The 14,211-nt window shown below is 62.0% G+C and carries 11 protein-coding genes and 2 pseudogenes; 6 read left to right on the forward strand and 7 right to left on the reverse strand.

Annotated elements, in window-relative coordinates:
* Positions 1-23: 23 nt before the first annotated feature.
* On the reverse strand, positions 24-2,414 hold the full coding sequence (locus tag BUE39_RS15895) for a HAMP domain-containing protein (protein WP_073429628.1): 2,391 nt from the start codon (positions 2,412-2,414) through the stop codon (positions 24-26).
* Between the two features lie 277 nt (positions 2,415-2,691).
* Here BUE39_RS15895 and BUE39_RS15900 point away from each other — a divergent pair, with 277 nt between their 5' ends.
* Entirely contained in the window at positions 2,692-4,464 is a 1,773-nt protein-coding gene (locus BUE39_RS15900; protein ID WP_073429733.1) for a phospholipase D-like domain-containing protein, read from the forward strand.
* A gap of 21 nt (positions 4,465-4,485) precedes the next feature.
* Here the strand turns inward: BUE39_RS15900 and BUE39_RS15905 are convergent, their stop codons facing one another.
* Positions 4,486-5,181: a DNA alkylation repair protein gene (locus BUE39_RS15905; RefSeq protein ID WP_073429629.1), complete on the reverse strand. Its 696-nt coding sequence runs from the start codon at positions 5,179-5,181 to the stop codon at positions 4,486-4,488.
* A gap of 1,015 nt (positions 5,182-6,196) precedes the next feature.
* Between BUE39_RS15905 and BUE39_RS15915 the strand changes: the two are divergent.
* Positions 6,197-6,668: pseudogene (locus tag BUE39_RS15915) on the forward strand (BCCT family transporter); the annotation flags it as partial.
* Positions 6,669-6,792: 124 nt separating this feature from the next.
* Here BUE39_RS15915 and BUE39_RS15920 read toward each other — a convergent pair.
* The 3 genes and pseudogenes from BUE39_RS15920 to BUE39_RS15930 form a co-directional block, all read right to left on the reverse strand.
* Complete coding sequence (locus BUE39_RS15920; RefSeq protein WP_073429631.1) at positions 6,793-7,311, reverse strand: hypothetical protein; 519 nt, start codon at positions 7,309-7,311, stop codon at positions 6,793-6,795.
* A gap of 225 nt (positions 7,312-7,536) precedes the next feature.
* Positions 7,537-8,016: a nuclear transport factor 2 family protein gene (locus tag BUE39_RS15925; protein WP_073429632.1), complete on the reverse strand. Its 480-nt coding sequence runs from the start codon at positions 8,014-8,016 to the stop codon at positions 7,537-7,539.
* A gap of 16 nt (positions 8,017-8,032) precedes the next feature.
* A pseudogene (locus BUE39_RS15930) lies at positions 8,033-8,706 on the reverse strand (TetR/AcrR family transcriptional regulator); the annotation flags it as partial.
* Positions 8,707-8,820: 114 nt separating this feature from the next.
* On the opposite strand from BUE39_RS15930, the gene BUE39_RS15935 reads away from it, so the two are divergent.
* Positions 8,821-9,471: a YceI family protein gene (locus BUE39_RS15935; protein WP_073429633.1), complete on the forward strand. Its 651-nt coding sequence runs from the start codon at positions 8,821-8,823 to the stop codon at positions 9,469-9,471.
* 46 nt (positions 9,472-9,517) lie between these two features.
* Here the strand turns inward: BUE39_RS15935 and tdh are convergent, their stop codons facing one another.
* On the reverse strand, positions 9,518-10,549 hold the full coding sequence (gene tdh / locus BUE39_RS15940) for an L-threonine 3-dehydrogenase (protein ID WP_073429634.1): 1,032 nt from the start codon (positions 10,547-10,549) through the stop codon (positions 9,518-9,520).
* Positions 10,550-10,562: 13 nt separating this feature from the next.
* Positions 10,563-11,762 carry a glycine C-acetyltransferase gene (locus BUE39_RS15945; protein ID WP_073429635.1) on the reverse strand — a complete coding sequence of 400 codons (1,200 nt, stop codon included), beginning with the start codon at positions 11,760-11,762 and terminating at the stop codon, positions 10,563-10,565.
* A gap of 146 nt (positions 11,763-11,908) precedes the next feature.
* Between BUE39_RS15945 and BUE39_RS15950 the strand changes: the two genes are divergently transcribed.
* The 3 genes from BUE39_RS15950 to BUE39_RS15960 all read left to right on the forward strand — a co-directional run bounded on the left by BUE39_RS15950 (position 11,909) and on the right by BUE39_RS15960 (position 14,173).
* A complete protein-coding gene (locus tag BUE39_RS15950; protein WP_073429636.1) occupies positions 11,909-12,547 on the forward strand; it encodes a helix-turn-helix domain-containing protein in 639 nt (212 codons plus the stop codon).
* An 89-nt stretch (positions 12,548-12,636) separates the two neighbouring features.
* Complete coding sequence (locus tag BUE39_RS15955) at positions 12,637-13,035, forward strand: DUF2471 family protein (protein WP_073429637.1); 399 nt, start codon at positions 12,637-12,639, stop codon at positions 13,033-13,035.
* 55 nt (positions 13,036-13,090) lie between these two features.
* Positions 13,091-14,173: a tyrosine-type recombinase/integrase gene (locus tag BUE39_RS15960; protein WP_073429638.1), complete on the forward strand. Its 1,083-nt coding sequence runs from the start codon at positions 13,091-13,093 to the stop codon at positions 14,171-14,173.
* Positions 14,174-14,211 lie beyond the last annotated feature (38 nt).

Raw genomic sequence — 14,211 nt, forward strand, 5'->3', positions numbered from 1 at the left:
CGCGACGCAATCGCATTGGGCGCTCAGCCGGCGATCGCACCGAGTCGCAGTTCGCTGGCGGCGCCGCGCGCGTCCGCGCCGAGCGTATCGACGGCGACGCTATCCGGCAGGCACACGATCGTCTGGAATTGGCGGAACGCTGCGCCCTTTCGATCGTCGGTGAAACGCAATTCGATGCGGCCGTTTTCGCGCTCGAGGAAATCGCGGACCGCGTCCATGCCGACGCCGCGGCCCGAAACCTCCGTGATCGTTTCCGCAGTCGAGAAGCCGGGCCGGAAAATGAATTCGGCGATTGCTTCGTCGCCCAGCGGTTCGTCCGCGCGAATCCAGCCGCGCTCGAGTGCGATGCCGCGAATGCGTTCCAGCGCGAGGCCGCGGCCGTCGTCGCTAAGTGTGATCTGTAGGGCGCCGCGGTCCACGCCCACGTCGATGCCGATCGTGCCGGCCGGTGTCTTGCCTTGAGCGCTGCGAGTCTCGGCGGTTTCGATGCCGTGGTCCATCGAATTGCGCAGCAGGTGCATGAACACGTCGTTCAGCGTGCGGCCCGCCGCGCCGCGCAGACGATACCCGTTGTCGTCGATGTGCACGACCGGCGCCGGCTTGCCCAGTTCGCTCGCGAGCGACGGCAGCGAATCCAGCACGCCGGACAGCGCGTCACGCACGCTTTCGCTGCCTAGCGCGAGCAAGGTCTTGCGCATCGCGTCGCGCATCGATTGCAATTCCTGAAGCTCGTTCGCGTCGGTTCGATCCAGCATGCCCAGCGTGCGCTGGATGTGCTCCTTCTCGACCATCACATAGCGTCCGGCGTGACCGGCATCGTTCACGCCGGTTTTGCCCTTGCGGCCGAGACTCTGTTCGTTGATCCTCGCGTAGCTCTCGATGGCCTCGCGCACGCGCGTCAACTCCCGCATCAAATGCTCCTGGTCCCACGGGCGGTCCGCATCCGGCTGGCGCAGTTCGTGATAGCTCTGCTCCGTTTCATGAACGACGTTGGTCAGATGCTGCAGGTTGTAGATGCGTGCGTTGCCCTTGATCGTGTGCATGTTGCGGAACAGTTCGGCAATCGCCGCGTGGTCCGCCTCGGAATGCTTGCGGATGATCCGCTCGTTCTCGCTAATGAAGCCTGCGGAGCTTTCAATGAAGTGATGGAACTTCTCTTCGCTCACCGCGAGAATCTCGCCGATCATGTCGAGACGGCGGCGCTGTTCGCTCGCTTCAGCCGCGAGCTTGCGCAGTTCGGTGACGTCGCGCACGCAGAGCATCAGGCGCACGATGACGTCGTTTTCGTCGGTGATCGCCGACCAGCTCAGGTCGAGAATCTTCACGCGGCCGTCGGGCATGCGCTTCGAAATCTCGCCTACCAGCAAATGCTGATTGAACGTGAAGTTGATGCAATCCTCGCCAAGGCACGCATGCACCGCGGCATCGATTCGCGAAAGCGCGTCCAGGCCGATATCGGTCTCCGAGAACGCCAGATCCATGAGGCCACGGCCGGCGATCTCCTTCGTTTCGAAGATGTCTTCCAGATACGCGGAGTACTCCGCGTGGATCACGGCGCCGTCGATCACCGTCAGAATGCCCTGCTGCATGTTCTGCAACATCGCCTGAATGTCGGCAGTTTTCTGCTTGAGTTGCGCGGAGCTTTCCCGGATCTTTTCGATCATTCCATTGAAGGCGACGATCGAATGGCCGATCTCGTCGAGCCGGCCTACCGGCACGCGCCGCGTGAAATCCTGGCTCGATGCGATCTCGCTCATCATTGCCTGCATGCGGCTGAGCGGGCGCGTGATCTGACGGTAAAGCAGCGAGCCGATCGAAGTCAGCAGAATGATCGCGATGCCGGTAACGATCGCGATGGCCGTCGTGGTGGTCGCGAGCGTGGCGTTCAGCGCGGTGATCGCTTCGTCTTTCTCGCGGTTTTTCTCGACCCGCAACGTTTCGACAATGCCTTCAAGCTCATCGCGATACTGCGCGACGTTCGCGAACAGATACGCCTGTGCGAGTTCGTTCTTGCCGGCGGCCTTCATTTTCGCCGTCTCGGCGATGGCGGAAAAGTAATTCCGCAGGCTGTCGTTGGCCTGGTCGACGAGACCCTTTTGCGCGTGGCTCGCGGCGTCCCTGGCCTGGAGCGCGAGCGCCTGTTGCAGCGAGACTCTTTTCTTGCTGAGTTCGTCCCGAGCCTGCGCAACCACGTCGCCGTCGGGCGCATACACGAGCGTCATCGTGGCCAGTTGCACGTCCTTGACCTGCGATACCAGGTCGGCGGAGGCAAGCGCGCTGGGCACCACGCCTTCAGTTACCTTGCGCACTTCTGCTGCGCTGCCGCGCGTCTGATAGACGGCGTAAGCGCCGATCGCGGACAACGCGACGAACATCAACAGCACCAATAGCGTGATGCGATGACGGATAGTCATGTGAAACCCCCGGGGTGTGGCCTTTGCGTCGGCTCTCGTCGGAGCAGCGCGTTTTTTACGAAATGGATCGTACTTGCAGCGTCGCCGAGTATTGCTGACGCATGTTACTAAGCGATGACTACGGAGTTTTGCGCGCGGTCGAAAGCGCCGAATAAATTTCTAAAGTTTTCGCATGCCGCGCCGTTAATGGATGCCGCTTTATTCGTGTCTCTCACCGTTCCAACAAAATGCGCGCCCAGACTGAAAGCTTCACCATCCGTCACCGAGGAGCCTAATGATGAGCGTCAGCGTTCGCAGCTATCTATCTCCGACACTCGTGCTGCTTGCCTTCGACTGGCCGGAAGGCGGCACGCGTGAAGACTTCCTCGGCTTCGCAATCAAACGGAGCCCGGGTTTTTTCGCGGCCGACGGACAGGAGCGCGAAGCCAGCAGTTGGTTGCCGAACCGCCTGACGTTCCAGGGCGCCGTGCCGGACACGCAGAAAGACGCGCCTTCGAACGAGGCGCCGATTCAGAAATTCATGTGGTGGGACGCGCGCATCGACGAGCCCGATCGGGAAACGTCATTCACTTATCTCGTCTATCCGTTTGTCGGCACGCCCGATGCGCCGCAATTGCTCGACACGCAAAAGGGCGAATGCAGGTTAACGCTGCCCGCGCATATCGAATCGAAGGTCGGCACCTGGTTCAACCGCGCCGTGGTCAGTTCGCAGGCGTTCGCGCGCAAAGTCGCGGCGCTGCATCTTGCGCCGCATGCGGCTCCCACGACGGACCAGGCGTTGCGCCTGCGCACGTGGCTCGCGAACGATTTGCAGGACGTTTTCGACCTGACGCTCGCTCACGCGCGGCGTGCGGCTTCGGCCGTGTATCACCTCACCGATCCGCTATGGGCGATTCCTGCTTTCGAAGCGTTCGGCAAGCAGCAGGGCAAGGCGTCGCTCGCGATCGTCTACGATTCGCATGAAGTGGCGCGCAAGGGCAAGCCGCCCGCGCCTTCGCCGAATCAGCCAGCGGTCGATCAGCTCGCCGACCTCGCCACCTTCGCGCCGCGCGACAAGACGCACATCATGCACGACAAGTTCGTCGCCGTGGACGACGGCAACGGCGAGGCAACGCCGGCGCGCGTGCTGACGGGGTCGGCGAACTTCACCACCGAAGGCATCACCGAGCAGGCCAACGTGCTTCATCTGTTCGATTCGCCGCAACTCGCCGCGCTTTACAGCGATCGTGCGAAGAGCCTCGCCGCCAACCCGAGTATCGCCGCCACGGCGAAGCTCGCGCCGGGCTGGTCCGATTCGATCGAAATCGGCACCGCGAAGGTCCGCGTCTGTTTTTCGCCGGAACCGAAGGACTCGCGTTTGCAGATCGACACCATCGTCGACGCAATCAGCAAGGCGAAGCACTCCGTGTTGTTTTGTCTCTTCATGCCGACCGACGCGCCGCTGCGCGATGCCTGTTTCGCGGCAGGCGACAAAGGGCGAATGATGTTCGGCCTCGTAAATCACATCAGCGCGCAATCCGCCGAAGCGGCGGAAAAGGCTCAGCAGAACGGGCAGATCGTCACGAGCACGGCATTGGCCAACATGGAGCTTTATCACCGCGGCCGCGATAAGCGCGATGTGATCGATGCCGAATACTTTTCGCCGGCCACCGTGCCCGCTGGATTCGAACCCGAACTGCGGCTCTTTCCCGGCGAGAGCGCGCCGGGCTACGCGCCCGTGATCATCCACCACAAGTTTCTCGTGATCGACGCCGAAGGCGCGAATCCGGTCGTCTACACGGGTTCCGCCAATATGAGCAACAACTCGGAACACTTCAACGACGAAAACCTGCTGGAAATTCGCGACCGCCGCCTTGCCGGCACCTATCTCGCCGAATTCCTGCGGCTCTACGAGCACTATCGGGCGCGCGCGTTGGCGATACGTGAAAAGAACAGCGGCACCCATCAGCGCTTGATGCTGGCGCCGAACGGCTCATGGGCGAAGAAGTACTTCGTCGCGGATAGCCCGGAGGCGAAGGCGCGCGTCGCGTTGGCGCACGGCGCGGATTGAGTTGGTTCAGCACGCGAGGCGTCAGCGGATTGATGGCAGATGCTTTGACGCCTCGCGCACAGTGAGCGGTGAGATGAGGTCGCGCGAAGCGGACAGAAAGCCGCTCACCGCCTCCGGAGCGTGCCGCGCGTAATCGCGCAAAGCCCAACCGATCGCCTTGCGGATGAAGAAGTCGCTTTCCGATGCCAACGAACGGGCGTAGCCGAACAGACGTGCTTCGTCGGTATGCTCGCGCCAGCCGAGTTGATGAAGCATCGCGATGCGCCGAACCCACAGGAATTCATGCTCGAGCGCCGCGTCCATCGCGGCCTGCGCCTGCGGGGTCTGTGCTCGCGCCGCTTTCAACACGTCGCCGACCACGCCCGCGAGCGGATCGATCGAATCCCACCAGGCGTTTCGTTGAGCGATTGCCAGTAGATGCGCGATATCCGCAATTCCGAGCGCCTGCCATTTGCGCGCCAACAGGTCGGTGGCAACGTATTGGTATTCGCGTTGCGGCATGGACCATAAGACATTGGCGCAGGCCAGCAAGTGCCCGGCATTGTCCGCGGGAAGCCGCTTGAACACCGGCGATACCGCTTGCCGCCGCAACGGCGCCGGCACGCCGATGAACGCGAACTGGTTTCGCATGCAGGCGCGCATCGCGAGCGAGCGCTGCGCGTCGGCGTGCGGGGCGAGCGCCGCCTTGATTTCCTTGCCCAAAGCGTGGGGTGTCATTGCGCGATGACTGCCCGATCTGAACCGCGTTGGATCGCATGGTCTATCTGTTTGCGGTTAACGATCGCCGATTTGATCGAGACGGGCAAGTGCTCCCGGATTCCCTCACCTTTGACTTCAAAGTGCGCAGACAGGTAGCGTTATTCTCACCGCGCGGACTCCCGAACCTTCTCACCTTTGAGCTTCCGTTTGAACCGGAACACCCCTCGCTATCGGTTACCGACTGGCTAGCCCTGAGCGACGTTGCCAACTCTGTCAGGAATAACGATCGCGCCATGCGGCCCATCGCCGCGGCCGCCGCCCGGGCCACCGCCGCCAGGCCCACCGCCGCCACCACCCGGCGGCGGTCCCCACCAACATCCACTCAAGGTTGCGCTCAACACGGCCAGGGCCGCAATTGCCAACAGCTTCTTCATGCTTTGCTCCTTCGCTATATCTATAGTCACGCGAACCCGTCTCCCGATTGGCGGCGGCACGTGTCACCCGCAACGTATCAATCCGCGAAAGATCATGTTTTACGGAGCCGTTACAACCTCGGTGTGAAAAACGATCGTTGTGGCAACCGGCTGCGGCAAGCGTCGGCGTCCAGCAAAGCGCAGGCGGTATGGGTGCGCCTTTCGGCGCGGTGCGGCGCGCTCACGCTTTGTTTGCATATGGAAGAGGATGTAAGGGGAACAACGATATCGGCGGTGCACCGGGACGCGCTCGAGTGCGTTTTTGAACGCGCGGCGAATCACCCTCAGCGGCTGGGAGGCGCACTCCCTGGAGATCTTCACCTTATCGAAGGTGCGCGCCGATCGCGGCGATTCTTCACCTCCTGGAATGGCTCACCTTTGGGAAGCCGAGGGGGGCGCAACGAGTCCCGTATACCTCAAATTAATATCGTCGCTTGCCATGCTTTTTACGTAGTGCAGAAGCACTATCATCCAAGATTATTTGGACTGCCTTGAACTCGCTGGTGCTGTCTGTCCGAAACGGCATCATACGGAGATCGCTCATCGTGCAGAATCAGGGCATCAAAAATGCGCGTATCACGACTACGCTGTCCGCACCCGTCGTCGTTCCCTCGCTGCTGGTCATCGGCGGATTGCTGTTGCGCTGCGCTGTCTGGCCAGAGGAAGCCAACGTGCTATGGGCGCATGCGCAGGGCCTGGATAAGCCGTCAGTTCGACTGGTTCTATACGCTGGCCGTCACCCTCTTCCTCGTATTCCTGATCGTGGTGCCCGCGAGCCGTTTTGGCGACATCCGCCTCGGCCCCGATGATGCCGGGCCAGAGTTCAGTTTTGAGTCATGGACCGCGATGCTATTTGCGGCAGGTATGGGTATCGGATTGATGTACTTCGGTGTCGGCGAGCCGATGCAGCACTATCTGAAGCCGCCCACCGCACTTGGCGACACGCCCGCGGCGACGCGTGAAGCCATGCTCATCACGTTCTTTCATTGGGGCTTCCACGCGTGGGCCGTCTACGACGTGATTGATGTAGTCGGCGAACAGACTAACCGTTACTCAAAAGATCTACCGCCTGAGCGCATGGGCGATCACAACTGACCACGCCCAGCGCCAGTGTTTTCCAGAACTCGCGACCTGTTTTGCGAATCGGGATCAGCCTTCAGAACTTCACCTTCAACTGAAACCCGATCGTGAACGGAAGGTTGTCCGAGGGGATCGGTGGAATCACGATTAAGTTAGCCCCGACGCGCTTGTATTCCACCATCACGAGTGGCGCGAGCACCGGTCCGACCGTATGGTCGCGGCCGAGGCCCCAGTCGCCGTAGTTGTAGCCCGAAATGATTCCGCCCATCGCCGCGATTCGCACGATGCCCCAGTGTGCGAACTCCGGCGCCCACACACCGCCGCCATAATAGGAAGGCCGCCGCAGCGAGTTGCGAAAGCCGCCGGCCGTCAGCGCCCATTGATTGTTGAGCCAGCATTCCACGCCGAGGCCCGGATTGAACGGTTCGAAATCGGTGCCTGCGTCGGGCCTGATGTGATACGAGCCGATCATGGCGTCGACCCATACGCCGCCCTCGCACCAGTTGCCTGCATGCGCGGCAGACGCGCCGGCCACGCCTGCGACGAGCGCGAGAGCCGTGCGTCGAATGTGCTTTCTTATTTGCCGGAAATGCATGTTTTCTCCGCCACCGGTCGCGCGCCGGCGTCATCTATGTTACGGGTACGAGTGCGTGCCATCCGTCGCGCACTGTACCTCAAGCCGCATGGGCGAGGTTGAGGACGCGCCCGGAAACGCGGGCACAAGACGTGCCCTCAGTCTGGAAACACAACATTGACGGAGAACCGATGGCAGAGCGATGAACGCGCGGCACGCGTTCACCTCCAATCGTTCAGGAAAGGTTCAAAGACCAAGATCGGTCAGCCCCGGATGATCATCGGGGCGGCGGCCGAGAGGCCAGTGATAGAGACGGTCCGCTTCGCGGATCGGCAGGTCGTTAATGCTCGCGTGGCGGCGCGCCATCAGCCCGTGCCCGTCGAACTCCCAGTTCTCGTTGCCGTAGGAGCGAAACCAGTTGTTCGAATCGTCGTGCCATTCGTAGGCAAAACGCACGGCGATGCGGTTATCAGTGAACGCCCACAATTCCTTGATGAGGCGATAGTCGAGTTCCTTTGCCCATTTGCGGCGCAACAGTCCGACGATCTCCGCGCGGCCGTGCGTGAATTCGGCACGGTTGCGCCACACGCTGTCCGGTGTGTAGGCGAGCGACACGCGCTCGGGGTCGCGGGTGTTCCAGCCGTCTTCAGCGGCGCGCACTTTCTGGATCGCGGTTTCGCGCGTGAACGGCGGCAGCGGCGGGCGGGTGTCGATTGGATCGGCCATGATGGTTCCTCAGTCTGGTTGCGGTTCGCCGTGATGGCGGTGGTTTCCTCGGGACTTGCTTATGGATCGGCGTGACTCGCCGGGACACCCGGCGTCGAGCAGAACCTCGGCGGTAGCGCGCGCGTCGAGCGCGGCGTCGGCCTCGCCGCTTACCAGCGCGACGGCGATAGCGCCGTCGAGCAGGATCAACCACTGGCGCGACACACGCGCGGCGCGGCGGGCGTCCATTTGCGACTCCGCAGCGTATGCATCGCATTGAGTTCGCACGAAAGCAAGCAAGCGCTCCTTGTGGTCGCGCGCAACGATCCGGATCGGATCGTCGGCGGAAGCGGTTTCACCGGCGGCGTTCAGAAACGCGCAGCCATGAAAGTCCGCTGACGCAAACCACTCGCGCAGCACATCGAACATGCCGAGCAGGCGTTTTCGCGCACGCTTGCCCTGCCGCTCGGTGCCCGCGATGAACCAGTTCATCCAGCGTTCGTCGCGCCGCTCAAGTGCCGCTGCGATGAGCGCGTCTTTCGATCCGAAATGCGTGTAAAAGCTCTTGCGCGCGGTGCCGGACTGCTTGACGATCGCATCCACGCCGGTTGCGTGGATGCCGCCGGTGTAGATCAGCGCTTCGGCAGCGTCCAGCAGACGATCACGCGCACTGCCGGGCGCCACGGGATCAGGATGAGATTCGGTAGGCATGCCCGAAGGGTAGAACGATCATTCTCCTTCGTCAAGTTTTTCCGCGGGTTTTGCGGATCGAGTACGTGAACTGCTATCGTGAGCAGGATCGGTCAACCGGAACGGATTTCATTCATGAGCCTCCTTATCCTTCGCGCCACGCTCGTGCGCGCGCTGCTGGGCGCAGCGTTGCTGACGGCGATGGCCTGTACTCCCGTGCAAGTGCTCACGCACTCGGTCAGCCAGAACGAAACGCGCGTGCCGGCCGGGCGCTACGATCTGGACCATGATCATTGCAGCATCACCTTCGACGTCGATCACTTCAAGTACTCGCGCTTTACGATGCGCTTCGATCGCAAGCAAGGTCAGCTCGACTGGAACGAAGGCGGTTTGGAGAAGAGCACCGCGGCGATAACGATCGACGCCGCGAGCATCGATACGAACGTGCCGCTGCTCGACAAAATGGTGAAAAGCGCCAGCATGCTCGACGTAGTGCGTTATCCGGAGATCCGTTTTGTCAGCACGCGGTTCGAGCGCACCGGCGAATCGCGCGGCACATTGACCGGCGATCTGACGATTCACGGCGTCACGCAGCCGGTCACGCTCGATGTCACTTTCAACGGCTTCGCGCGCGATCCGCTCACGAAAAAAGACACGCTCGGTTTTTCGGCAGACGGTCGCTTCAGCCGCGCGAAGTTTGGTTTATCGACGTGGTATCCGGCCGTCGGCGACGATATCCACGTGCGGATTCAGGCCGAGTTCGGAAGAACGCCCGCAGGCGGGTGAGCGCGGTGCGGGCGTTTGATCGCTAGCCGTTCGTGGCCGTTTCGTTCTATGCGGCCGTCCAGTCGAGAATCACCTTGCCGCTCTCGCCCGAGAGCATCGTGGCGAATGCCTGCTGATAGTCGTCGACCTTGAAATGGTGTGTGAGGATCGGCGACAGATCGAGACCGCTTTGCAACATCGCCACCATCTTGTACCAGGTCTCGAACATCTCGCGGCCGTAAATGCCCTTGATTTCGAGGCCCTTGAAGATCACCTGGGTCCAGTCGATCGCGGTCTGCGCGGGCGGAATGCCGAGCAACGCGATCTTGCCGCCGTGGTTCATCGCTTCGAGCATGCTCGTGAACGCGCTCGGTACGCCCGACATTTCCAGCCCGACATCGAATCCTTCGGCCATGTGCAGATCGGCCATGACGTCGCGCAACGATTCGCGCGACACATTCACCGCACGTGTCGCGCCCATCTTGCGCGCGAGTTCGAGGCGATAGTCGTTGACATCGGTGATCACCACGTTACGCGCGCCCACATGTTTGGCGATCGCCACCGCCATGATGCCGATCGGTCCGGCGCCGGTAATCAGCACGTCTTCGCCGACCAGATTGAACGACAGCGCCGTATGCGTGGCGTTGCCGAACGGGTCGAAAATCGCGGCGAGGTCGTCGGAGATTTCCGGCGGAATCTTGAATGCGTTGAACGCCGGTATCACCAGATATTCGGCAAACGCGCCTTCGCGATTCACGCCGACGCCCACCGTATTGCGGCACAGATGCCGGCGTCCCGCGCGACAGTTACGGCAGAAGCCGCATGTGATATGTCCTTCTCCCGACACCCGATCGCCGATCGCAAAGCCCCGTACTTCCTGGCCCATTTCGACGATTTCACCCACGTATTCGTGCCCGACGTGCATCGGCACGGGAATCGTTTTTTCCGCCCAGTCGTCCCATTTCCAGATGTGAATATCGGTGCCGCAAATCGCCGTGCGCGTGATGCGGATCATCACGTCGTTATGGCCGACTTCGGGTTTCTCGACGTCCGTGAGCGTAAGGCCCGGTGCGCGTTCGAGTTTCGCCAATGCTTTCATATGCGCCTCTGCTTCAGATCACGCCGAGTTGACGGCCGACGCGCGCAAATGCATTCACGGCGCGGTCGATCTGTTCCGACGTGTGCGCTGCGCTCATCTGCGTGCGGATGCGTGCGCGGCCTTTGGGCACCACCGGGAACGAGAAGCCGATCACGTAGACGCCTTCCTTCAGCAGCGCATCGGCCATGTTCGACGCGAGTTGCGCGTCGCCGAGCATCACGGGAATGATCGGGTGTTCGCCGGGCACGAGCGTGAAGCCGAGCGCGTTCATCGCGCTACGAAAATGCGCGCCGTTTTCCCGCACGCGGGCGCGCAGTTGCGCGCCTTCTTCGCTTGCCAGCAGTTCGAGTACTTTCAGCGACGCGGCGGCAATGCTCGGCGTGAGCGTGTTTGAAAACAGATACGGACGCGAACGCTGCCGCAGCAATTCCACGATCTCCCTGCGCGCCGCGACGTAGCCGCCCGATGCCCCGCCCAGCGCTTTGCCGAGCGTGCCGGTGAGGATGTCCACGCGCGACAGCACCCCGCAATGTTCCGGCGTGCCGCGCCCGTGTTCGCCGACGAAGCCCACCGCGTGCGAGTCGTCGACCATCACCAGTGCGCCGTAGCGGCCGGCGAGATCGCAAATCCCGGCGAGGTTGGCGATGATGCCGTCCATCGAGAACACGCCGTCGGTCGCGATCAGTTTGAAGCGTGCACCGGCGGCGTCGGCTTCTTTCAGACGGGCTTCGAGATCGGCGAGGTTGTTGTTTTTGTAGCGGAAGCGCTTTGCCTTTGAAAGCCGTACGCCGTCGATGATGCTCGCGTGATTCAGCTCGTCGCTGATGATCGCGTCGTTGTCGTCGAGCAGCGTTTCGAACAGGCCGCCGTTCGCATCGAAACAGCTCGAGTAGAGGATGCAGTCGTCGGTTTGCAGGAACGCGGCGAGCGCGGCTTCGAGTTCCTTGTGCACGGTCTGCGTGCCGCAGATGAAACGCACCGAGGCCATGCCGAAGCCGTCGTTATCCAGACCCTGTTTCGCGGCTTCGATCAGGCGTGCGTCGTCGGCCAGGCCCAGATAGTTGTTCGCGCAGAAATTCAGCACGTCGCGGCCGTTGGCGAGCCGCACGTCCGCCGATTGCGGGCTGGCGATCACGCGCTCGTTCTTGTAGAAGCCGTCGGCGCGGATCTGCTCGAGAGTGCCACGCAGATGAGCGAGGTAAAGGTCACGCATGAACCAGACTCCTGAGAAGTGGAGGCGCCCGCGTCGACGTATCGTGCAGGTTCGGCACGGGGCGGCCTGTTATAGTCGGCTATCAGTTTTACCGGATATTTTCGTTTTTTCGAACTAAAATCCGGTATATCGAACAACTCTAAACGATGGGTCAGCAAATGGCAAGTTCGGGTATCCGCCGTGCCGCGGCCAACGCGGCGCCTACCGCCGGTGCAACGTCCGTCGCGGCGACCGCGGCGCCGCCGCGCGTCGGCGAGCAGATTCAGCGTCTGCGCGCCGAACGGCGCATGACGCTCGACGATTTGTCGCGCGCGGCCGGTGTGTCCAAATCGATGCTCTCCGAGATCGAACGTGACAAGGCTAATCCAACCATCGCGGTTGCGTGGCGTCTGACCAATGCGCTCGGCGTCAGTCTCGATTCCCTGTTCGCGCCACAAAAGGCGCCCGAAGCGATCGCCGTCTCCGGTCCGCATGACATTCCCACCTTGAGCGGGCACGACGCCAAATATCAGTTACGTGTGTGGGGGCCGATCGAACTGGCCGGCAAGTTCGAGTGGTACGAGCTGACGCTGCAGGCGGGCGGAGCGCTAGTGTCGAATGCGCACGAGCCTGGCACGCGCGAGCATCTGACCGTGCTGCAAGGATCGATCGAGATCGAGGCCGCGGGCACGACGAAGCGGCTCAAGTCAGCGGACACCGCGCGCTATGTCGCGGACGAGCCGCACGCCATCCGCAATGCAGGAAAGGGCGAGGCGAAAGCGCTGCTGGTGGTGATTCACGGCTGACTCGCCGACGCGCGATTGGCGGGCGTCGGTCGGAGGTTGCGTCCGCCACTGTATATTTGTACAGTACAGGGTATCGACTGGAGCCGACAATGAACGACCTGACAACCGACCATGCCGACCACGCTCTGGCCGCGCTGCGCTATCAAACCGCGGCGCGGGATCTCGAACGCATCGTGCGCAATATCGCCGCGCGCTACATCGTGCAGCAGGTGCCGCTCACCTGGCGCTTGCTGCATGCAGTCGAAGCCGAGGCGCTGGCGGATCTCGGCTTTGCAAGCCGGCACGACGCGCTGATGCTGGGTCTCTTTCAACGGCCATCGGCTCTGCCTTACCCGGAGACGGACGAGGCGGTGGACTTCGGCACATCCACCGCCTTGCCCGCGGTATTCGCGTTCGCCGTCTCCGCTTATGAAGAAGCAGCGCGTCGCGCAGCGCAACCGCCTGCCAAAGACGCGCCTCTGAAACGCGCGCGGGCTTGGGGCGACTGAATGCTGCGTTTTTGACCGGTTGCCACCTACCCGAGCAACGACGGAAGAGCAGCTCATGTCGCCTCCCCATCTGTCTGATCCGGTTCCGCGCCCCGCGCCTTCCACCGATCTTTTCGATCAGAAGCGAGAGGACTGGCGTCGTGACCCGCAAATCGCTTTCGACGCGTGGCTCGCCAAACAGCATTTCAGACGCTCTTCCGCTGAGGTCTATCAGGCTCAATGGGGGCTTTTTCTCGACTGGTTGAGCGTGCGGCAAAAGAATTTGACTAGCGTCGATACGCAGACCATTGCGGACTTCGTCGCCAGCCTCGACATCCGCAAACCGCAGCGCGTCCGGTATTTGCGGCTGATCGAGCGAGTGCTCGATCACGTGAGCGAAATCGAAACCGCGTCGACCAATCCGGCGCGCTTCATTGCTCAGGATGGCGAAGCGGCATGGCGAAATGCCCGGGACAATGAACCCACCGGTTTTCTGAATCATGCCGAACGGGCCGCGCTCGTCGCGCATCTGTTTTCGCCGTTGCCGGCTTTGTCCGCGACGCAGCGCCGGAGAGCGCGGCGTGACCGCGCATTGATTGCCGTGTTTCTCGGCGGTGGGCTCAAGACGGGCGAAGCTGCGGCGCTAACGATGAGTTGCGTGAGGGGCGGGTCGCCCTGGGTGACAATCGAGTCGGTGAATCCCATGCTGATGCGGCGCACTCGCCTCGCGCCGTTTGCGGTGGCCATTCTGGACGCATGGCTCGCCGAGCGGCGTTTATCCGAATTAGCCGGGAACCTGGTTTTTCCAGCGTCGTCGTGTGGGCGGCCCATGCATAAAGCCACCATGCTGCGCGCGGTCGACGCATTGATCGACGCGGCCGGAATCGCGGAATCGCGGGTGTCACGAGCGAGTCCGCAGACCCTGCGCAATACTTTTGCCGCGGATCTGTTTGAGAGCGGTGTGGAGGCTGAACTGGTCGGGCAATGGCTGGGCTTTGTACAGGCGGTTTCGGCGAACCGCTTGTATCGCGCTTGGGAAATATGGACGGATCAGCAGGATTCGTTAAACGTGAATGAGCCGGATCCTGCATCCTCGCCATTACCGGCACCCAGGCGCGATGGGCGTTTGACGAGGAAAGCGGCAGCGCGCAAGGCCTGAAAGCCCCACGCTTTGGCTCCCGAATCTCCTCACCTTTG

This window comes from Paraburkholderia terricola, assembly GCF_900142195.1.
In the GTDB taxonomy this organism is placed as follows: domain Bacteria; phylum Pseudomonadota; class Gammaproteobacteria; order Burkholderiales; family Burkholderiaceae; genus Paraburkholderia; species Paraburkholderia terricola.

Coding starts and splice junctions, on each gene's coding strand:
- BUE39_RS15895 (WP_073429628.1), bottom strand. CDS start 2,414: ATGACTATCCGTCATCGCATCACGCTATTGGTGCTGTTGATGTTCGTC.
- BUE39_RS15900 (WP_073429733.1), top strand. CDS start 2,692: ATGAGCGTCAGCGTTCGCAGCTATCTATCTCCGACACTCGTGCTGCTT.
- BUE39_RS15905 (WP_073429629.1), bottom strand. CDS start 5,181: ATGACACCCCACGCTTTGGGCAAGGAAATCAAGGCGGCGCTCGCCCCG.
- BUE39_RS15920 (WP_073429631.1), bottom strand. CDS start 7,311: ATGCATTTCCGGCAAATAAGAAAGCACATTCGACGCACGGCTCTCGCG.
- BUE39_RS15925 (WP_073429632.1), bottom strand. CDS start 8,016: ATGGCCGATCCAATCGACACCCGCCCGCCGCTGCCGCCGTTCACGCGC.
- BUE39_RS15935 (WP_073429633.1), top strand. CDS start 8,821: ATGAGCCTCCTTATCCTTCGCGCCACGCTCGTGCGCGCGCTGCTGGGC.
- tdh (WP_073429634.1), bottom strand. CDS start 10,549: ATGAAAGCATTGGCGAAACTCGAACGCGCACCGGGCCTTACGCTCACG.
- BUE39_RS15945 (WP_073429635.1), bottom strand. CDS start 11,762: ATGCGTGACCTTTACCTCGCTCATCTGCGTGGCACTCTCGAGCAGATC.
- BUE39_RS15950 (WP_073429636.1), top strand. CDS start 11,909: ATGGGTCAGCAAATGGCAAGTTCGGGTATCCGCCGTGCCGCGGCCAAC.
- BUE39_RS15955 (WP_073429637.1), top strand. CDS start 12,637: ATGAACGACCTGACAACCGACCATGCCGACCACGCTCTGGCCGCGCTG.
- BUE39_RS15960 (WP_073429638.1), top strand. CDS start 13,091: ATGTCGCCTCCCCATCTGTCTGATCCGGTTCCGCGCCCCGCGCCTTCC.